Source organism: Novosphingobium sp. BL-A-28-Hi1-0D (assembly GCF_055521755.1).
In genome coordinates this window covers 96,411-115,700 of record NZ_CM145502.1, presented here as the reverse complement: position 1 = coordinate 115,700, position 19,290 = coordinate 96,411, and the positions used below count along the sequence as shown (strand labels likewise).

At 63.1% G+C, this 19,290-nt stretch carries 21 protein-coding genes; 15 read left to right on the top strand and 6 right to left on the bottom strand.

The annotated features are described in order from the left end of the window. Nucleotides 1-117: 117 nt before the first annotated feature. The 4 genes from ACZ1JW_RS00545 to pdeM all read right to left on the bottom strand — a co-directional run bounded on the left by ACZ1JW_RS00545 (nucleotide 118) and on the right by pdeM (nucleotide 2,878). Nucleotides 118-864, bottom strand: coding sequence for a hypothetical protein (locus ACZ1JW_RS00545; RefSeq protein WP_465141583.1), 747 nt, complete (start codon nucleotides 862-864; stop codon nucleotides 118-120). A gap of 90 nt (nucleotides 865-954) precedes the next feature. Further along, nucleotides 955-1,263 carry a hypothetical protein gene (locus ACZ1JW_RS00540; RefSeq protein WP_465125354.1) on the bottom strand — a complete coding sequence of 103 codons (309 nt, stop codon included), beginning with the start codon at nucleotides 1,261-1,263 and terminating at the stop codon, nucleotides 955-957. Between the two features lie 271 nt (nucleotides 1,264-1,534). After that, nucleotides 1,535-2,053: a translation initiation factor IF-3 gene (infC, locus tag ACZ1JW_RS00535; protein WP_465125355.1), complete on the bottom strand. Its 519-nt coding sequence runs from the start codon at nucleotides 2,051-2,053 to the stop codon at nucleotides 1,535-1,537. 150 nt (nucleotides 2,054-2,203) lie between these two features. Next, nucleotides 2,204-2,878 carry a ligase-associated DNA damage response endonuclease PdeM gene (pdeM, locus tag ACZ1JW_RS00530; RefSeq protein WP_465141582.1) on the bottom strand — a complete coding sequence of 225 codons (675 nt, stop codon included), beginning with the start codon at nucleotides 2,876-2,878 and terminating at the stop codon, nucleotides 2,204-2,206. Between the two features lie 63 nt (nucleotides 2,879-2,941). On the opposite strand from pdeM, the gene hemF reads away from it, so the two are divergent. The 4 genes from hemF to ACZ1JW_RS00510 all read left to right on the top strand — a co-directional run bounded on the left by hemF (nucleotide 2,942) and on the right by ACZ1JW_RS00510 (nucleotide 7,617). After that, nucleotides 2,942-3,805 (top strand): oxygen-dependent coproporphyrinogen oxidase, encoded by an 864-nt coding sequence (gene hemF / locus ACZ1JW_RS00525; protein ID WP_465125357.1) that lies wholly within the window; start codon nucleotides 2,942-2,944, stop codon nucleotides 3,803-3,805. 4 nt (nucleotides 3,806-3,809) lie between these two features. After that, nucleotides 3,810-4,430 carry a GNAT family N-acetyltransferase gene (locus ACZ1JW_RS00520; RefSeq protein ID WP_465142812.1) on the top strand — a complete coding sequence of 207 codons (621 nt, stop codon included), beginning with the start codon at nucleotides 3,810-3,812 and terminating at the stop codon, nucleotides 4,428-4,430. A 74-nt stretch (nucleotides 4,431-4,504) separates the two neighbouring features. Then, a complete protein-coding gene (locus tag ACZ1JW_RS00515) occupies nucleotides 4,505-6,595 on the top strand; it encodes a RelA/SpoT family protein (RefSeq protein ID WP_465125358.1) in 2,091 nt (696 codons plus the stop codon). 80 nt (nucleotides 6,596-6,675) lie between these two features. Then, a complete protein-coding gene (locus tag ACZ1JW_RS00510; protein WP_465141581.1) occupies nucleotides 6,676-7,617 on the top strand; it encodes a DUF4238 domain-containing protein in 942 nt (313 codons plus the stop codon). A 283-nt stretch (nucleotides 7,618-7,900) separates the two neighbouring features. Here ACZ1JW_RS00510 and ACZ1JW_RS00505 read toward each other — a convergent pair whose 3' ends face one another. Further along, a complete protein-coding gene (locus ACZ1JW_RS00505; RefSeq protein ID WP_465141580.1) occupies nucleotides 7,901-8,731 on the bottom strand; it encodes a transglutaminase-like domain-containing protein in 831 nt (276 codons plus the stop codon). A gap of 4 nt (nucleotides 8,732-8,735) precedes the next feature. Continuing rightward, on the bottom strand, nucleotides 8,736-9,143 hold the full coding sequence (locus ACZ1JW_RS00500; RefSeq protein WP_465141579.1) for a DoxX family protein: 408 nt from the start codon (nucleotides 9,141-9,143) through the stop codon (nucleotides 8,736-8,738). Between the two features lie 353 nt (nucleotides 9,144-9,496). Here ACZ1JW_RS00500 and rpsM point away from each other — a divergent pair, with 353 nt between their 5' ends. The 11 genes from rpsM (at nucleotide 9,497) to grxD (ending at nucleotide 19,153) form a co-directional block, all read left to right on the top strand. Then, entirely contained in the window at nucleotides 9,497-9,865 is a 369-nt protein-coding gene (rpsM, locus tag ACZ1JW_RS00495; protein WP_465141578.1) for a 30S ribosomal protein S13, read from the top strand. A gap of 49 nt (nucleotides 9,866-9,914) precedes the next feature. Continuing rightward, nucleotides 9,915-10,304 carry a 30S ribosomal protein S11 gene (gene rpsK / locus ACZ1JW_RS00490; protein WP_008065643.1) on the top strand — a complete coding sequence of 130 codons (390 nt, stop codon included), beginning with the start codon at nucleotides 9,915-9,917 and terminating at the stop codon, nucleotides 10,302-10,304. Between the two features lie 119 nt (nucleotides 10,305-10,423). Continuing rightward, the gene (locus tag ACZ1JW_RS00485; protein ID WP_465125364.1) at nucleotides 10,424-11,485 is read left to right on the top strand and encodes a DNA-directed RNA polymerase subunit alpha; all 1,062 of its coding nucleotides are present in this window, start codon (nucleotides 10,424-10,426) and stop codon (nucleotides 11,483-11,485) included. A 121-nt stretch (nucleotides 11,486-11,606) separates the two neighbouring features. Continuing rightward, nucleotides 11,607-12,032 carry a 50S ribosomal protein L17 gene (rplQ, locus tag ACZ1JW_RS00480; RefSeq protein WP_465125365.1) on the top strand — a complete coding sequence of 142 codons (426 nt, stop codon included), beginning with the start codon at nucleotides 11,607-11,609 and terminating at the stop codon, nucleotides 12,030-12,032. Between the two features lie 295 nt (nucleotides 12,033-12,327). Further along, entirely contained in the window at nucleotides 12,328-14,469 is a 2,142-nt protein-coding gene (locus ACZ1JW_RS00475) for a prolyl oligopeptidase family serine peptidase (RefSeq protein WP_465141577.1), read from the top strand. A 59-nt stretch (nucleotides 14,470-14,528) separates the two neighbouring features. Beyond that, nucleotides 14,529-16,769 (top strand): prolyl oligopeptidase family serine peptidase, encoded by a 2,241-nt coding sequence (locus tag ACZ1JW_RS00470; protein ID WP_465142811.1) that lies wholly within the window; start codon nucleotides 14,529-14,531, stop codon nucleotides 16,767-16,769. A gap of 127 nt (nucleotides 16,770-16,896) precedes the next feature. Further along, nucleotides 16,897-17,493, top strand: coding sequence for a hypothetical protein (locus tag ACZ1JW_RS00465; RefSeq protein ID WP_465125367.1), 597 nt, complete (start codon nucleotides 16,897-16,899; stop codon nucleotides 17,491-17,493). A 124-nt stretch (nucleotides 17,494-17,617) separates the two neighbouring features. Further along, nucleotides 17,618-18,151 (top strand): hypothetical protein, encoded by a 534-nt coding sequence (locus ACZ1JW_RS00460; RefSeq protein ID WP_465141576.1) that lies wholly within the window; start codon nucleotides 17,618-17,620, stop codon nucleotides 18,149-18,151. A gap of 97 nt (nucleotides 18,152-18,248) precedes the next feature. Then, on the top strand, nucleotides 18,249-18,572 hold the full coding sequence (locus tag ACZ1JW_RS00455; protein WP_465125369.1) for a DUF1476 domain-containing protein: 324 nt from the start codon (nucleotides 18,249-18,251) through the stop codon (nucleotides 18,570-18,572). Continuing rightward, nucleotides 18,572-18,805, top strand: a complete 234-nt coding sequence (locus ACZ1JW_RS00450; protein ID WP_144901683.1) for a BolA family protein — start codon at nucleotides 18,572-18,574, stop codon at nucleotides 18,803-18,805. The genes ACZ1JW_RS00455 and ACZ1JW_RS00450 overlap by 1 nt, the downstream gene beginning before the upstream one ends. Before the next feature lie 24 nt (nucleotides 18,806-18,829). Then, the gene (gene grxD / locus ACZ1JW_RS00445) at nucleotides 18,830-19,153 is read left to right on the top strand and encodes a Grx4 family monothiol glutaredoxin (RefSeq protein ID WP_465125370.1); all 324 of its coding nucleotides are present in this window, start codon (nucleotides 18,830-18,832) and stop codon (nucleotides 19,151-19,153) included. Nucleotides 19,154-19,290 lie beyond the last annotated feature (137 nt).

Genomic DNA, 19,290 nt, shown 5'->3' with positions numbered 1-19,290 from the left:
TGACGAGGTGACTTCGGAGAGGCAATCCTCACCCCAAACTCCGTCATCCCGGCGTAGGCCGTTATCCACTCGCGCTCGTTGACGGGCGCAAGCCGGGAGACGCAGTGCTGTAACCGCTCAGCGGGTGGACGTGCTTTCCGAAGCGACCGTCGGCGCCACGGTCATGGGACGGGCGTGGAGCGGGGGAAAGGCGTCTTCCAAGGGTTTTACGTCAGGCAGGATGTAGACGTAGCCGCCTTTCCTGGCGAACAGCGGGGCGATCTTGCCGTTGTAGAGGGCCTTGGGGACGTTGATGCAGCCGAAGGTTATGCGGTTGTCCTCGATCGACGGTGAAAGCATCCGTTTGGCGCGGTTTTCCTTGGGGTTGCCGGTGGGGATGGTGTGCATGGCGACGGCCGTCGCGTAATCGACCCAGAGGACCTTATTGTGGCCGGCGGCGAGGCCGAACTTGGCGAGGTAGCGGCCTGCTGGCGTGGTCTTTTCGGCAGGGCCGATCTCGGCAAGACTTTTTGAGCCGACGCCGGGGGTGGCATCATCGCCAAGCGCACGGCCGATGAGGACCGGGCCGAAGCCCACCGGCTTGCCGGTGGCATCGAAGGCGTAGATTGCGGCCGCAGGCTTGTCGATCACGACATAGGGCAGGCCATTGTGGTCCCCGCTCTCGGCGACCCACGCGGTGACGCGCTGTGCCCCGATGGACAGGGCTGGAAGCTCAACAGGCGGAGCCGGAGCCTTCGCTTTGCGTGGCTTCTTCTTTGCGGGAGCGGACTTGGCGGATTTTGGCGCAGCCGCCTCGGCCAGGGGTGTCGCAGGGAAAGGGAGAATCAGCGCCAGACCCGCAAGCGCCACCAGAGCCTTGATCATTTTCTTGTCGTACTCAACCCGGAGATGCCGGACAGGCAGATCGTGCCACTGTAGCCACGAGCGACCTGTCCGGTGCTTGAACAGCGCGGCTTAGTTGCGAGCGCGCTTCTGAGGCCGTTGCTGCATCTGGGTTACGCGCTGGTCGATGTTATCGACGCGGCCAGTGAGCTGGTCGAGGCGCTGGGTGTTGGTCTGGGCTTGGGCGTTGGCGGCCTGGGCTTCGCTGCGCGCAGCCTGGGCAACGCCGTCAGTTGCCTGGAGGCGACCTTCGACGCCATCGATGCGCTGGTTTACCGTGGCGATCTGCTCGTTGACGTAGCCCTTGGTGGCGCAACCACCGAGGCCGAGCGAACCGGCGAGAATCGCGACAGCAGGAATGATCTTGAGAGACGGCGTCATGAAATGCTCCTTGATGTATCCGTTGGTTTTTTGGCGAACCGCAGCGGCAACGCGCTGTCGCGAGAAACGGACATGGGTGAATCGGCGGAGCGTTGGCTGTCGGGGGTGAATTGCGGTACGCGGGACAGGCCGTTGTCGTGCGTCGATGACTGGTTGGGCAGTCATGGTCTTTCCACTCATCACGAGAATCATGGGCAGGTCATGTAAGCCGAACGCGAAAAGGGCGCGCCTTGCGGCACGCCCTTCAAGCTGTCTGCGATGTGACCTGCGCTTATTTCGGCGCGAGGACCATCAGCATCTGGCGGCCTTCCATGCGGGGGAAGGCTTCGACCTTGGCGATTTCCGCAACGTCGTCCTGCACCTTGCGCAGCAGGTTCATGCCGAGCTGCTGATGCGAGAGTTCGCGGCCACGGAAACGCAGGGTGATCTTGACCTTGTCGCCGTCCTCGATGAACCGGGTCACGTTACGCATCTTGGTGTCGTAATCGTGGTCATCGATGTTCGGACGCATCTTGATCTCCTTGATCTCCTGCGTCTTCTGGCTCTTGCGGGCAAGGTTCGCCTTCTTCTGCGCCTCGTAGCGGAACTTGCCCACGTCGAGGAACTTGCAGACCGGCGGGTCAGCGTTGGGGGAAACTTCGACGAGGTCGAGGCCGACTTCGGCCGCCTGATCGATCGCTTCGCGGGTGTACATTACACCCAGGTTCTCGCCATTCTCGTCGATCACGCGCACCTTGGGCACGTTGATCATCTGGTTGAAGCGAGGCCCGCTCTTGACGGGGGGCGCCATACTGCGCCGCGGTGGGGGAGCTATAGTGCTTTCTCCTGCAGTTTTACCGAATATACGTTTCGCGCGCTCATATCACAATGTTCACGCAATTAAAGGGGCGGTTTCGCCATTCGTTCCACAGGCGCGGCGATTGTCGGGCCGCCGTTGCCCTCAGGCCGCCGCTCGCCAGAGCGAGAAGCGGGCAAGGCGATCTCCGGCAGGGACGATTGCGTCTATCGCGCGAGCCGGCTGGAGCGCCGATAGAATGGCAGGATCGCCCGCATCCATGCCGCCAGTCAGCGCGCCGAAAGCGGGGAGAATCAGGCGTTTCTCGCTTGCTACTGCGCAAGGACGGGCAATCGAGCGCCCCCGGATCGAGACGCGGAGCTTGGGATGGAAGTGGCCCGAGACTTCGGTTTCAGGTGCGCCGGGGCGAGCGATGTGGCGCAAGGTGAGGCCATTCAGCGCCAGTTCCTCGACCACGGTTCCTCCCGGCGCATTGGCGTCCTCATCGTGGTTTCCGGTGATCCAGACCCAGTCCGTGGCGCGGGTGAGGGCGGCGAGCATGCCTGCGGCGTGGGGCTCCATCCGCTCGACCGCGTTTGCGTCGTGGAACGAGTCGCCCAGGCAGAGCACGCGTCGCGCGCCGGTTTCGCGCAGGGCATCGGCGAGGCGTTCGAGCGTGGCGCGGCTGTCATAAGGAGGGAGCATCTGGCCGTGACGGGCGAAGAAGCTGGCCTTTTCGAGGTGGAGGTCTGCCACCAGCAGTGCGTTCTCCTCTGCCCAGAACAGCGCGCGCGAGGCGCCGAGGCGGAATTCCTGAGAGGCGAACGAAAAGGGAACCATGGCTTTCCCTTGCCGGATCGCGATTCCCTTGGCAAGTCGGGCAGAAGAGTTTTGGGGGAATGCATGACTGACTGGACGACCCACACTGCCCGCGCCCGGACATGGTTCGAAAGCTTGCGGGACAGGATCTGCGCGGAATTCGAGGCGATTGAGCGCGAGGCGGGGTCTGACGCGAGCTTCCAGTACACGCCGTGGAACCGCGAGCATGAAGGCGAAGCTGTCGAGAATGGCGGCGGCGGCGTGCAGGGCCTGATGAAGGGCAAGGTGTTCGAGAAGGTTGGCGTAAACGTCTCGACAGTGCAGGGCGAGTTCTCGAAGGACTTTGCCGGATCGGTCAACGGGGCGAGCGCGGATTCACCGGGCTTCACCGCGACGGGGATCAGCCTGGTGGCGCACATGCGCAATCCGCATGTGCCGGCCGTCCATATGAACACGCGGTTCCTGACCACCAGCAAGGCGTGGTTCGGTGGTGGCGGTGATCTCAATCCGCCGATCCCCTATGAGGAGGACACGGCCGAGTTCCACGCCGAGTACAAGGCTGCGTGCGACAGGCACGATCCGGAGTACTACCCGAAGTTCAAGAAGTGGGCCGACGACTACTTCTGGATCCCGCACCGCAAGGTCCATCGCGGGGTGGGGGGTATCTTCTACGACCATCTGGAATGCGCTGACGATGCCGCGTTTGAGGCGAACTTCGCCTTCACCCGTGATGTGGGCGATGCCTTCGTCAATGTGTTTCCGCGTCTTGTGCGCAAGCGGATGGGGATGGAGTACAATTCCGCTGAGAAGCTGACCCAGCTCGAATATCGCGGGCGCTATGCCGAGTTCAATCTGGTATGGGATCGCGGCACGCTGTTTGGCCTCAAGACCGGCGGCAACATCGACGCGATCCTGATGAGCCTGCCGCCGGAAGCCGTCTGGAGCTGACGTGATCGAAGCAGACGGCCCGCCGCTGGGCCACGGGTTCCACAACGTGCGTGCGGGCGATCTGGCCTGCGTGGTGACGGCGCTGGAGATGCTGGCGCCGCCCGAAGGCTTGCGCCGTCTCGTGCCCGAAGGCGACGTGCCGGTGCAACTGGTGCGGTGGAAGGAGGCGGCGCCGGAGAAGTACCGCCTGCTCTACAAGCGCGTGGGCGGTCCGTGGCTCTGGTGGACGCGGCTGGGCAAGAGCGACGAGGAAATCGCCGCGATCATCCACGATCCGCGCGTGCAGCTCTATGCGGTGGTTGACCGGGCGCGGGTCGAGGTCGGGATGCTCGAACTGGACTTCCGGGTGGAGGGGGAATGCGAGATCGTGTTCTTCGGCTTCATCAAGGGCGCGACCGGCAGAGGGCTGGGCAAGTGGCTGATGCGGCGGGCCTTGCAACTGGCGTGGGTGCCCGGCGTTGCGCGGGTCTGGCTCCATTCATGCACCACCGATGATCCGCGCGCGGTGCCGTTCTATATGGCGCAGGGGTTCACGCCCTTTGCCCGCTATGTCGAGATCCTGCCCGACCCGAGGCTCGCCGGACTGTTGCCGGAAAGCGCCGGTAGCGCGCCGATCATCCGCTAACGGACCAATTCATTCGAATTTCCGCCGGGTTTCCCCTTGCGGTATCGGGCCGCTTGCCGCCATCTAGGGGCCAGATGCTCCGCCAGTACGAACTTGTCGAACGTGTTCTCGCCTACGATCCCGATGCGGACGAGGCGATGCTCAACCGTGCCTATGTCTATACCGTGCAGAAGCACGGCAGCCAGAAGCGGGCGAGCGGGGACCCCTACTTCTCGCACCCGGTGGAAGTTGCCGGCCTGATGACCGAGCTGAAGCTCGATCAGGACACGATCATCACCGCGCTGCTCCACGATACGGTGGAGGATACGCTCGCCACGGTCGAGGAGATCGAACGCCTGTTCGGGCCGGACGTGGCGCGGCTGGTCGATGGGGTGACCAAGCTCTCGAAGATCGAGACGATGAGCGAGAGCGAGCGCGCGGCGGAGAACCTGCGCAAGTTCCTGCTGGCGATGAGCGAGGACTTGCGCGTCCTGCTGGTGAAGCTGGCCGACCGCATGCACAACATGCGCACGCTCCACTACATCAAGAGCGAGGACAAGCGCCGCCGCATCGCGCGCGAGACGATGGATATCTACGCGCCGCTGGCCGAGCGCGTGGGCATGTACGAATACATGCGCGAGATGCAGTTGCTCGCCTTCGAGCAGCTGGAGCCCGAGGCCTATGCGACGATCACCGGCAGGCTGGCCGCGATCCGCAGCGAGGAGGGCGCGCAAGTCGATGCCATCGCGCTGGAGATCAAGAAAGCGCTGGCGCAGGCGGGCATGCGGGTCGAGGTTTCGGGGCGCGAGAAGCACCCCTATTCGATCTGGCGCAAGATGGCCGAGCGGCACGTCTCGTTCGAGCAGATCACCGACATCATGGCCTTCCGCGTGCTGACCGACAGCGAGGACGATTGCTACAAGGCGCTCGGCATCCTGCACCGCGCGTGGCAGATGATTCCGGGGCGGTTCAAGGACTATGTCTCCACTCCGAAGATGAACGGCTACCGTTCGCTGCACACCGCGCTGATCTATTCCAACGCGATGCGCGTGGAAGTGCAGATCAAGACGCACGAGATGCACGAGCGCAACGAGTACGGCCTTGCCGCGCACTGGTCGTACAAGCAGGGCGGGGTGCAGCCCGATGCGCAGATCGGCTGGTTGCGCGATCTCGTCGAAATCCTCGATTCCAGCCACGATGCCGAGGAACTGCTCGAGAATACCAAGATGGCGATCTATCAGGATCGCATCTTCGCCTTCACACCAAAGGGCGCGCTGTTCCAGCTGCCCAAGGGCGCGACGCCGATCGACTTTGCCTTTGCCGTGCACACCAATCTGGGCGCGCAAGCGGTAGGTGCCAAGATCAACGGGCGGCACGTGCCCTTGCGCACCCCGCTCGGCAATGGCGACGTGGTGGAGATCATCAAGAGCCGCAATTCCGAGCCGCAACTGTCGTGGCTGGGCTTTGTCGTGACCGGCAAGGCGCGCGCCGCGATCCGCCGCTTCGTCCGCCAGAAGGAGCGCGCCGAAGTCGCCGCCATCGGGCGCAAGCTCTATGAGGAGATCGTCGAGCGGCTGCCGACCAAGATCGGCAAGAAGGCGCTGAATGATGCGCTCAAGCGGCTGAAACTGGCGGGCGAGGAGGACTTCATGTTCGCCATCGGCTCGGCCAAGCTGGACGACCGGCAGGTGATGGAAGCGCTCGTCCCCGGCAGCGCGGCCAACCTGCCGCAGGAGGACTGGCCCAGCCAGAAGCGCGCCATCGCGGTGCGCGGCCTCACGCCGGGCATGGCCTTCAAGCTTGCCGACTGCTGCCACCCGGTACCCGGAGACCGCATCGTCGGCCTGCGCCGCCCCGGCAAGGGCGTGGAAGTCCACGCGATCGACTGCATGAAGCTGGCCGACGGAATCGACGCCGACTGGATCGACCTGTCATGGGATGCGCGCACCGATGGGGCAATCGGGCGGCTGCGGGCGGAGCTGTATAACCGACCGGGCACGCTGGCGGAGATGGCGGGGATTTTCGCCAAGAACCACGCCAACGTGGTCAACCTCGAGATGACGCAGCGGGAGAACCCGTTTCATACTTACGAGGTGGACCTTGAGGTGCGGGACCTGGCGCATCTGACGCGGATTATCTCTGCGTTGCGGGCGAGTGAGGCGGTGGCGCAGGCGGAGCGGATTTGAGGGGTGGGGGTGATTGGGGGTTTAGTAAAGTGTCACCGTGATTCTGCCGCAATTCAGAAACTGGACGGCTGACAGCAGCGATGGGCGCAAAGGCAAATCATCATTACGTCCCTCAGTTCTATCTCCGAAACTTTGCCGAAGGCGTGGGGCGTAAAGCGAGGGTGTGGTTCTTCGATGAGGAGACCCGCCGCGCCGATCACACGCTAGTGCGCAACGTTGCTAGCGCGCGCTATTTCAATCGTATCGAAGCCGATGGACACCACCCCGATGCAGTAGAGGACGCTCTCGCCAAGTTGGAGAGCGAGATGGCTGGGCCATTAACTGAGGTAATCGAGGCCCGCGATTTCCCGAGCGCCGACCACTTCTCCTACGTTATGAATCTTGCAGCGCTTCTGTCGGTCCGCAATCCTGGACCCAGAAGCCAGATGGAAAAGTTCCATCAAAGCATCGCTGATAAGGTGTTGCTATTGGTCACTTCATCAAAGGAGGTCTGGGAAAGCCAGACCCGTCAGATGAAAGAAGACGGCTACGAGCTAAGCGGCAGTGTGACGTTTGAGGACATAAAACGCTTTCGCGAGGAGAAGCGTTATACCATCGTTATCGATCAAACGCATCTGATCGGATTAGAGTTCGAAATGATCGATCCGGTTCTCAAGACGTTGTCCAATCGCAACTGGTGTTTCGCGACTGCACCGGAAGGTAGCCAGTACGCTACTAGCGACAATCCTGTGTGCCTTGAATGGGCGAACGAGCTACGTCGCTCGAATATGCCGGTGGGCCATGGCCTGCGCGGAACCAACCTGATCTTTCCGCTGAGTCCCAAGGTATTGCTAATTGGATCTTTTGAAGACATCCCTGAGAGCATTTCACATACCGACGAGCAAGTTACCTCCGTCAATACTATCGTTGCGCGAAATTCACGGCGGCAAATTTACGCAAAAAGCGCCGACTTCAAGCTGAATTTACGCAACCGCAGCGCCGTGCGGGGTGCTGAACTGCCACGGTGCCTTGGTGTGGACTGAGAGGGGCCCGGGCGACGCTTTACTAAATCCTCGAACTCCAATTTTGGACCGCAAGGGAAGCCGAGCCCCGTGTCGAGCACGGGGCGACGAGGGGTGGTTGGGGATTGGTGTGCTTCCATCTGTTCGCGTCGCAAGCTTGCAAACCCAATGTCCGTCATCCCGGACTTGATCCGGGACTTGGCTTTTCTTTGGCAGGTGCGGGGATGAAAGAAAGCGGGACCCCGGGTCGGAGCCCGGGGTGACGGTGAGTTTGAGGAGCTGGGCTTGGCTGGCTGCTTGTCAGCTATTCGACCAACGTCACCTCAACCACCTGCGCATTCAGCATCGCCCCGCCGAAGATCGTGAGGAAGGCGATGTCCGCTGCGTCGCGGCCTACGCCGATGATGGCGGTTGTCGCAGGATCGGCCATGCCGGTGGCGTCGACGAGGTGCCAGGCTCCGGCGAGCCAGACCTGGGCGAGGGCGTGGAAGTCCTGGGGGGTGACGTCGGGGTTGTAGGCGCTGACCATTCTCGCCGGGATGCCGAGGCCTCGGACGAGGGCGATCAGGAGGTGGGCGTAGTCGCGGCAGACGCCTTCGCGGGCGTGGAAGGTGTCGAGCGCGGTGGTGCCGCCGTGGCTGGCGCCGGGGACATAGGCGAGGTGGGTGGCGATCCAGTCGCCCACGGCCTCTACCGCCGCGCCGCCGGTCAGGTGGCCGAACATGTCGACAGCGGCGGCGTGCATCGTGTCGACCGGGCAGTAGCGCGAGGGGAACAGGTATTCGAGGACCTCGCCGGGCAGGGTGGTGAGGCTGTCGGCGGCGAGGCTGCCTAGCTGCAGGGGCTGGCGATCGATCTCTACCGTGGCGCGGTAGTCCACCGCAAAATGCGTTTCGGGTTCAAGCCAGAGCCGTTCGCCAAGGCCGTCGTGGCCGGGGACGGTGCGGGTGATGCCGGGCGTGGTGGTGCAACTGGTGAGATGCACGCGCTGCTCGGCCACCTGTGCCACACCGATCTGCATCAGCACGGGGGCAGGGCCGTTCATCGCATAGTCGAGCTTTACGGCAATGCCGATGGTCTGGGTCAGGGGATGCGTCCGGTTCTGGAGGGTGCGTAGCCGCCACCAGCGCCGCAAGGTCTCAAGTAGTGGCGCGCGCGCGTCCTGCAAAGAGCCATGCGAGGAATGCTGTGAGCAGGATCGACACGACGTTCTGTGGCAGCGACGCGCCGTCCCGCGTGATCTGGTGGGTGGCGGTCGAGATCAGCTCAAGCGCGATGAAGGCGTAGCAGGCAAGCTGGCCGGTGCGGCTGAGGTGCGGGCGCAGCAGCGCGGCGAGGAGGGCAACGACGAGGCCCATCTCGATCAGGCCGATGATCTTGCCGAGCCAATCGGGCAGGTGGACCGTCCATGCGGTGTGCTTGAGCAGTTCCTCGCGCGAGGAGAAGGTCTTGTGCCAGCCGACGAAGCCATGGAACGCGGCGAGCAGCAAGGTCAGCGGCACGATCAGTGCGAGCCGGACCAGCGCGGGCATGCGGATTGCGGACACGGTTGTTCTCCCCCTCGTTTTTTAGAACGAGAAGTCTAATATGGATCAGAGGAAGCTGCAACTGCCGGGACGGACGGTTTTGACCTTTGCCCGGTGTTGGAGTATGATTGGTCCGCAACAGATCAGGACCGCGCCCATGACGGCGCGCTGTCCGCCGTTTGCGTCTGCGAAATGGTTGACGTGATAGCCGAAAGCGCCTAATCGCGTCTTTCACTCATTTCCGGGCATTTTCTGTGAAATCAGGCTTAATCCCCTGAAAACCTGCAGAAATTCCGGTTTTCCCGAGTGAGTTTTCGCGATGAGATAGGCGGCGTGAGTGATTCGCGCGGCCTGTGGAGCAAACGGAGAAGCAAGTGGCTCGTATTGCCGGGGTCAATATCCCCACCAACAAGCGCGTGATCATCGCGCTGACCTACATCCATGGTATTGGCGCTCACAAGGCCAAGCAGATCGCCGACAAGCTGGGTATCGAACATACCCGCCGCGTGCAGGACCTGTCGGACGCCGAAGTCCTCCAGATCCGTGAAACGATCGACGCCGAGCACACCGTGGAAGGCGATCTTCGTCGCGAAGTGGCGATGAACATCAAGCGCCTGATGGACCTCGCGTGCTATCGTGGTCTGCGTCACCGCAAGGGCCTGCCGGTCCGCGGCCAGCGCACCCACACGAACGCCCGTACCCGCAAGGGCAAGGCCAAGCCGATCGCCGGCAAGAAGAAGTAAGATCTGAAAAGGTCCTTCTTCCGTCTAAAGTTTCTCGAGGATAGATACCATGGCACGCGAACCTCAGCGCATTAAGCGCCGCGAGCGCAAGAACATCACCAGTGGTGTTGCGCACGTAAACGCCAGCTTCAACAACACCATGATCACCATCACCGATGCTCAGGGCAACGCCATTTCGTGGTCGTCGGCCGGCATGATGGGCTTCAAGGGTAGCCGCAAGTCGACCCCGTATGCCGCACAGGTTGCTGCTGACGATGCCGGCAAGAAGGCTGCTGAACACGGCGTCCGTACCCTCGAAGTCGAGGTCAAGGGCCCCGGTTCGGGTCGTGAGAGCGCCCTGCGCGCCCTTCAGGCGGTCGGCTTCACCATCACGGCGATCCGTGACGTGACCCCGATCCCGCACAACGGCGTTCGTCCTTCGAAGCGTCGTCGCGTCTGATCCTGCCTATGGTGGATGGGGCGCAGGTACCGGCACCCCATTTGCCCAATATTTCGACCGGAGCCGGACATTCGCGTCCGGCAACCGGCAAAAGCCCGCACAAACCCCAGGGGAATTCCATGACTGTCAACATCAAGAACTGGCAGGAACTGAAGAAGCCCAACAATCTCGAGATCAAGCCGGGCAACGATGCCAAGCGCCGCGCGACGTTTGTCGCAGAGCCGCTTGAACGTGGTTTTGGTCTCACGCTCGGCAACGCGCTGCGCCGCGTGCTGCTGTCTTCGCTGCAGGGCGCAGCGGTCACGTCAATCAAGATCGAGAACGTGCTTCACGAGTTCTCGTCGCTTGCAGGCGTGCGTGAAGACGTCACCGACATCGTTCTGAACGTGAAGCAGATTGCCCTCAAGATGCAGGGCGAAGGCCCCAAGCGTCTGCAGCTCTCGGCCACCGGCCCGGGCGAAGTGAAGGCGGGCGACATCGCCGTCACCGGCGACATCGAGGTCATGAACAAGGACCTCGTGATCTGCAACCTCGACGAAGGTGCGACCTTCAACATGGAGCTGACCGTCGACACCGGCAAGGGCTACGTCCCTGCCGTGTCGAACCGTCCTGTCGACGCGCCGATCGGGCTTATCCCGGTCGACTCGCTCTACTCGCCGGTGCGTCAGGTTTCGTACAAGGTCGACAACGCCCGCATCGGTCAGGAGCTTGACTACGACAAGCTCAACCTGACGGTCGAAACCGACGGCACGATCACTCCGGAAGACGCCGTGGCCTATGCCGCGCGCATCCTTCAGGACCAGCTCGCGCTGTTCGTCCACTTCGACGACCAGATGCCGGTCGGCCATGTTCCTTCGGTCGCGGGCGTTGCTGCCCATGCACCGGAAGAAAGCGACGCAAACCAGCTCAACCGCTACCTTCTCAAGAAGGTGGACGAGCTGGAACTGTCGGTCCGTTCGGCCAACTGCCTCAAGAACGACAACATCATCTACATCGGCGATCTGGTCCAGAAGACCGAAGCCGAGATGCTGCGCACGCCGAACTTCGGCCGCAAGTCGCTCAACGAGATCAAGGAAGTCCTCTCGTCGATGGGCCTGCGCCTCGGCATGGACATCCCCGGTTGGCCGCCGGAGAACATCGAAGAGATGGCCAAGAAGCTCGAGCAAGAGCTGCTTGGTTAAGGAAATTCGGGGCGTCCCTGCCGGGGTGCCCCGCTTTCAAGGGTGACTTGGCGGCAGCCCGAATTCGCCGCCTGGATCGGGGTACCTCGTACGGCCCCCCTACGAACGGAAGGAAGATACCATGCGTCACAAGCTGGGCCAGCGTAAGCTGGGTCGTACCTCTGCCCACCGCATCGCAATGCTGCGCAACATGGCGGCATCGCTGATCAAGCACGAGCAGATCACCACGACGCTCCCCAAGGCGCGCGAACTGCGTCCCTACATCGAAAAGCTGATCACGCTGGGCAAGAAGGGCGGCCTTTCGAACCGCCGTCTCGCGCACGCCCGTCTGCTCGACGATGCGCAGCTGCAGAAGCTGTTCACCGTTCTGGCCGAGCGTTATTCGGACCGCAACGGCGGCTACACCCGCATCATCAAGGCTGGCATCCGTTCGTCGGACGCCGCGCCGATCGCCGTGATCGAACTGGTTGACCGCGATACCTCGGCCAAGGGTCAAGACTCGGGTCCGGTGATGACGGCTGACGAAGACGAATACGAAGCTGCGTAATCCGCGCTTCGGCTTCGGCTGACAGGATTGACGGGCGGGGCTTCGGCTCCGCCCGTTTTCGTTGTGGGTTTTGTCTTTTGCAAATGCCGCCCCAATCATGGCGTCATTGCGAGCGTAGCGATGCAATCCAGGGAGCGATGTATGGCGCTCTGGATTGCTTCGTCGGCTTCGCCTCCTCGCAATGACGAAGCTCAGTTGGCAACGACATAAGCCCCTTTTCGTCAGGGCGGACTTGCGCGGGACGGTGGGGTGGCTAGTTTCCGTCGCAACGAATGACTCAGTTGAAAGTCCCCCCATGCCATTGCGCCCATCGTTACTCGCTGCTGCGGCAGCGGTCGTCTGCGTTTCCGCCCCAATCCATGCCCATGGCGGAGAGACGGCCTTGAACTACCCCAAGACTGAGCGCGGACCAGTGGTCGAGACCTTCTTTGGCGAGAAGGTTGCCGATCCCTACCGCTGGCTTGAAGCCGACGTGCGCGTGGACAAGAAGGTTGCGGCGTGGGTTGATGAGCAGAGCAAGTTCACCGATGCCTACCTGAAGGCCTTGCCCGAGCGGGCGGCGTTCGAGAAGAAGCTGACCAGCCTGTTCGATTTCGAGCGGTACGGCTTGCCGGTGAAGGCGGGCAAGTACCTGTTCTTCCGTCACAACTCAGGGTTGCAGAACCAGTCTGTGCTTTACGTGCGCAATGCTGACGGAAGCGGCGAGCGGCGGGTGCTGATCGATCCCAATGGCTGGGCCAAGGACGGGGCAACGGCGCTGGATGACTGGTTACCATCGCCAGATGGAAGCAAGGTTGCCTATTCCGTGCAGGATGGCGGGACGGATTGGCGCTCGGTCAAGGTGATTGACGTTGCCACGGGGGAGGTGCTGGCGGACGCGATCGAGCACGTGAAATTCTCGCGCCTGACCTGGGCAGGGAACGATGCGGTGATCTATTCGCGCTTCCCAGAACCCAAGGCGGGCGAGGCGTTCCAGGCGGTCAGCTCCAACCAGTCGGTGTGGTATCACAGGCTTGGCACGGCACAGGGCGAAGACCGGCAGCTTTACGCGACCCCGGACAATCCGCGGCTCTACCATTCGGCGCAGGTGACGCATGACCAGCGCTGGATGGTCGTTTCGACAAGCACGGGCAGCGAGAAGGGCAATGCTGTCGGTCTGGCTGCTGTTGGCAAGGGTGACTGGACGGTCCGCCCGCTGATCACCTCGCTCGCCGATGAATGGACGCTGGTCGAGGGCGTTGGGGATCAGTTGTGGTTCATCACCAGCAAGGATGCGCCGCGCAAGAAGATCATGCGCGTCGATCTTTCCGGGGCTGAGCCTGTGTTCACGACGGTTGTGCCCGAAGATGCAGCCGTGCTCGATCTGGCGAGCATTGTCGGTGACCGGCTGGTGCTCAACTATCTGCGCGATGTGAAGGCCGAGATGCGGGTGGCTGGGCTCGACGGGCAGGGCGTCGCGACGGTGGCACTGCCGGGGATTGGCAGCATTGGTGCCGTCATTGGTGAGCCCGGCGATCCGAAAGGCTACTTCTCGTTCAGCGGCTTTACCCAGCCTGCGACGATCTATGTTTTCGATGCGGCAAAGGCTGCATCGGCGAGCGTGTGGGAGGCGCCCAAGCTGGCGTTCGATCCGGCCGCGTTCGAGACGGCCCAAGTTTTCTATCCTTCCAAGGATGGCACGAAGATCCCGATGTTTGTTGTGCGGCGCAAGGACCTGAAGGGACCGCTGCCGACGATCCTCTATGGTTATGGCGGGTTCAACGTCTCGATCCTGCCGGGATACTCTCCTGCTCGGATGGCCTGGCTGCAGGCGGGCGGGGCCTATGCCGTGGCGAACCTGCGCGGTGGCGGAGAGTATGGCGAGGCCTGGCACCTTGCGGGCAAGGGGCCGACCAAACAGAACGTGTTCGACGATTTCATCGCGGGCGGCGAATGGCTCAAGGCCAATGGCGTGACAAGCAAGGGTGGCCTTGCGGTCGAGGGCGGCTCGAACGGCGGATTGCTGGTGGGGGCTGTCGTCAACCAGCGGCCCGATCTGTTTGCGGCGGCGCATCCGGCGGTCGGCGTGATGGACATGCTGCGCTTCGACAAGTTCACGGCAGGGCGCGAGTGGGTGTTCGACTATGGCTTCCCGGAAAAGGAAGCCGACTGGCGTCTGCTGCGCAGCTATTCGCCCTATCACAACGTCAAGGCAGGCACGCCTTATCCTGCCGTACTGGTGACGACAGCCGATACCGATGACCGCGTGGTGCCGGGGCATAGCTTCAAGTATGCCGCCGCATTGCAGGCCGCAGGGCTTGGGCCCAAGCCGCAACTGATCCGCATCGAGACGCGCGCCGGGCATGGATCGGGCAAGCCGGTCTCGAAGCAGATCGAGGAGAGCGCGGACGTCTTTGCTTTTCTGGCGCACTGGACGGGCCTGACACCGAAAGAGTGATAGGCATTCAGGCCATCTCCCGCACGTTCATGTGATGTGCTAAATCACTGGCAACGATGATGTGGGAGACGGACAGGTTCGGGCGGCGCCTCGCTGGCGTCATGCTCATGGCGGCGCTGCTGTTGTCGGCGCAGCCTGCGCTTGCCGATAGTGCCGAGGCCGTGCTGCCGTCCTCAGGGGGCGGGTCTGCGTCTGCTGCACTTCCCCGTCTTGTCCTGCCGCGAAGCGCCTATCCTGCCACCAGGAACGATGGTCTGGTCGAGCAGGTGTTCGGGCAGCGCGTGGCCGATCCGTTCCGCTGGCTCGAAGCCGATCCGCGCAGCGATGGCGATGTGGCGAAGTGGATTGCACAGCAGAACGCGCTGAGCGGGGATTATCTGGCGCGGCTGCCGGGGCGCGAGCGCTTTGCCAGCCGTATCCGCGAGCTGTTCGATTTCGAGCGTTATGGTCTGCCGCGCAAGGCGGGGCGGAGCTACTTCTACAGCCGCAATACCGGTCTGCAGAACCAGTCTGCGCTCTGGGTGCGCAAAGGCGTGGATGGGGAACAGCGCCTGTTGCTCGATCCCAATGGCTGGAGCACGGACGGAGCGCTCGCCCTGGCGCAGTGGGAGCCTTCGCCCTCGGGCCGCTATCTTGCCTACGCCGTGCAGGAAGCGGGCAGCGACTGGCGGACGTTGCGGGTGGTCGAAGTCGGCACGGGCCGGGTGCTCGACGAGCAGCTTCAATGGGCCAACGATACCGAGATTGCCTGGGTGGGAGAGGAGGGCTTCCTCTATTCGCGGTTTCCCGCGCCCAAAGCGGGTGATGATCCGCGTGCGCCCCGATTCAACAAGGCGGTGTGGTTCCATCGCATTGGAACGGCGCAGGAGCAGGACGAACTGGTCCACGCATCGCCGGATCACCCGGAATGGAGCCACAAGGCGCTGGTGACCAGCGACGGGCGCTGGGCAGTGGTGGTCAGCGAGGTCAGCACGGACAAGCGCAACGCGGTTCACCTGATCCAGCTGGAAGGCAGGCCCGCAGGCCAATGGAACGCACAGCCGCTGGTGCCCGAGATTGCCGATCACTGGAAACTGGTGGCCGGGATCGGCAACCGGCTGTGGTTCCTGACCGACCGGGGCGCTGCGAACTATCATCTGGTCAGTATCGACCTTGCCCGCCCGAAGGACGGCTGGAAGATCGTGGTGCCCGAGCGTGGCAATACGCTGGAAGGGGCGCGGATGATCGGCGACCGCTTCCTGCTCTCGTATCTCAGGGACGGACAGACGGTAGCGGTGATGACCGACCGCAAGGGCAAGCCGGGCCGGGCGATCACGCTCAACGGGATCGGCACGGCAAGCGGCTTTGGCGGACGACCGGGCGATGCGGAGACGTTCTATCAGTTCACCAGCTTCAACCTGCCGCCTGCGATCTATCGCATGGACCTGCACAGCGGCGCGGTGACGCCGTTTGCGGTGCCGAAGATGGCGTTCGATCCGGCCGACTACCTTGTCGAGCAGCGCGAATATCCATCGCGCGATGGCACGATGGTGCCGATCTATATCGTGCGCAAGCGGGCGCTGGCGACGGCGGGCAAGCCGCTGCCGACGCTGCTTTATGGCTACGGTGGTTTCGATATTGCGCTGACACCGGGATACTCGCCGGTGCGCATGGCCTGGCTCGAGGCAGGCGGGGCCTTTGCCCTGGCCAATGTGCGCGGCGGGGGAGAACTGGGGCGCGGCTGGTATGAGGCCGGGCGGCGCGACAAGAAGCAGAACAGCTTCGACGACTTCATCGCGGCAGGCGAGTACCTCATCCGCGAGGGCATTGCAGCCAAGGGCGGGCTTGCGGTGCAGGGGGCATCGAACGGCGGGCTGCTGGTGGGCGCGGTGGTCAACCAGCGGCCCGACCTGTTTGCCGCAGCGAACCCCGACGTCGGCGTGATGGACATGCTGCGCTACGACCGGTTCACCTCGGGGCGGTTCTGGGTCGACGATTACGGCAGGCCTGATCGCGAGGAAGACTGGCGGACGCTGCGGTCCTATTCGCCCTATCACAACATCGCCGATGGCAAGGCCTATCCGGCGATCCTTGTCACCACCGCCGAGAACGACGATCGCGTGGTTCCGGCACACAGCTTCAAGTACGTGGCGGCCCTGCAAGCGGCGCAGATCGGGGAGCGGCCGCACCTGCTGCGCGTGGAAACGAAGGCCGGGCACGGGGCGGGCAAGCCGGTGGAGAAGGTCATCGGCAGCGGGGCCGACGTGCTCTCTTTCCTCGCCTATTGGACTGGCCTCGGGAGCGAAACGGCGCAGCGATAGTTCGTTCATCTTCGTTGTCAATTAGCTGAACGGAAGCTGTCGCCGTGGTTCAGCGTCATCTCACGGCGAATCAGGCAATCCTTCATGCGTGGCGGGAAAGGCTCGCCGGACTTGAAGGACTTGCACCATGAAGACTCTACCCAAGGCCCTCGTCGGAACCGTTGCCGCCGCTGCGGTTGCGGTGTCTTCGGCCACGCCGGCAGTCGCCCGCGACCATCGCGGCGGAATTGACGGTGGCGATATCATCGCAGGCGCGCTGGTGATCGGCGGCATTGCCGCGATTGCCGCTGCCGCCAGCAACAACAACGACCGACGCGATTACGATCGCTATGGCTATGGCGACGACTGGCGCGGCCGCGATGGCTGGAACGACCGTCGCTACGGCGATGGCTACTATGGCCGCGGCAACCCGCGCCAGGCGATCGAGCAGTGCGTGCGCACTGCCGAACGGAATGCCGCGCGCTACAGCTATGGCCGCGCGGACGTGACCGACATCCGCGACGTGCGCAACACCCGCTGGGGCTATGAAGTGCGCGGCCGGATTGCCGTGAACACACGGGGCCGCGATTGGCGCGACGGCGACCGCTACTATGGTCGCGGCTGGGGCGGCGACTATCGCGGCTGGGACAATTCGCTGCGTGGCTATGACAGCGGATCGTTCAAGTGCAAGGTCGAGCGGGGCCGGGTGGTCGATATCGACTACAGCGGCATTCGCGGCCTTTAACGGACAACAAGGCGGGCGGTTCAGGCATTGGAAAGCCTGGGCCGCCTAGCCTTTCGGGATAGTCGGGACTCCGGCTGCCCGCCCGTGGATCGGGGCAGGTGGCCGGCTGGAAGGGAACAGCATCATGGCAGGACGGATTGCGAAGATCGCGCTGGCGGGCGCTGCACTGGCCACGACGCTCCTGCCGGTTGCGGCAGAGGCGCATGGCCGATGGGATCGCGGAGGCTGGGGTGGACGTGGCTGGCATCGCGACCGCGGCGGCATCGATGGCGGCGACGTGCTGGCAGGGCTGCTGATCATCGGCGGCATTGCCGCGATCGCGACAGCCGCGAGCAATGCCGACAAAAGGAACCGCAACGCGCGTGAGGACGACAGCTATCGCTATCGGCCCGAAGACGAGCGTCGTGATGACAGGCGCGACGATTGGCGCGATCAGGGCGGTGCGACTTCCGGTTCCAGCGCACGTGGCTTGAACGATGCGGTGGACGCCTGCGTTACCGAGGCAGAGCGCAGCGGCGATATCGAGGAAGTCTACGATGCCACGCGCAATGGCGACGGCTATCGGGTTTCGGGCACACTGCGCAACGGTGACCGGTTCTCGTGCGACGTGAGCCGCGACGGTGGCGTGCTGCTCGATCTCCGGAAGGGTCGCCTTTGATGCTTCTGCCGCTGTGTTTCTTTTCGTGATCCCTTGCGGCGGGAGCCGGGTCTGATTATCGGCAAGGTGATCTCGTTTTCACAGAGGATACCGGCCGATGACCACATTCGACGATCGCGAGAAGGCATTCGAGGCCAAGTTCGCCCACGACGAGGAAATGCTGTTCCGCGTCCATGCCCGCCGCAACCGTCTGCTGGGCACCTGGGCCGCCGAACGCATGGGGCTCGATGCGGCTGAGACCGAGGCCTATGCCAAGTCGGTCGTGCAGGCAGATTTCGAGGAATCGGGCGACGAGGACATGATCCGCAAGGTGCTGGGCGACCTTATCTCCGCTGGCGTCGACATCGACGAGAGCGATGTGCGCCTGGCTCTGGAGGCCAAGTCGGTCGATGCCCGTCGCCAGCTGATGGGCGAAGTCTGATGGCGATGCCCGCCGCCGAGATTGAAGCGATGATCCGTGCGGCCTTGCCCGACGCGGTGGTCGAGATCACCGATCTGGCGGGCGATGGCGATCACTATGCCGCGCGCGTGGTTTCAGCCGCGTTTGCCGGTCTGCCACGAGTCAAGCAGCACAAACTGGTCTACGAGGCCTTGGGCGGACGCATGGGCGGCGAACTGCATGCCTTGCAACTGACCACTGCCGTTCCCAACTGAGAGCGGAAAGGAAACCGATCCCTCATGTCTACCGAGCAGCGCATCTCCGAAATCGTCAATGGCAATGACGTCGTCCTGTTCATGAAGGGCACGCCGCTGTTTCCGCAGTGCGGCTTTTCCAGCAAGGCGATTGCGATCCTTGAACACCTTGGCGTGGAATATGCCTCGGTCGACGTTCTGCAGGACATGGAAATCCGCAGTGGCATCAAGTCCTACTCCGACTGGCCGACGATCCCCCAGCTCTACGTGAAGGGCGAATTCGTGGGTGGCTCGGACATCATGATGGAAATGTTCCAGGCTGGCGAGTTGCAGCAGCTCATGGAAGAGGCGGGCGTCAAGGCCGCCTGATTTTCCGAGTTTCCTGACAGATAATGCAAAGGCGCGGTCGGCATTGCCGGTCGCGTCTTTTTTTGCCTGCTGTGATGAGAGGTCCCGGGAGAGGCGGAGCCATAAGAGACCGGGGGGACTGGCTCCGCCTCGAGAAG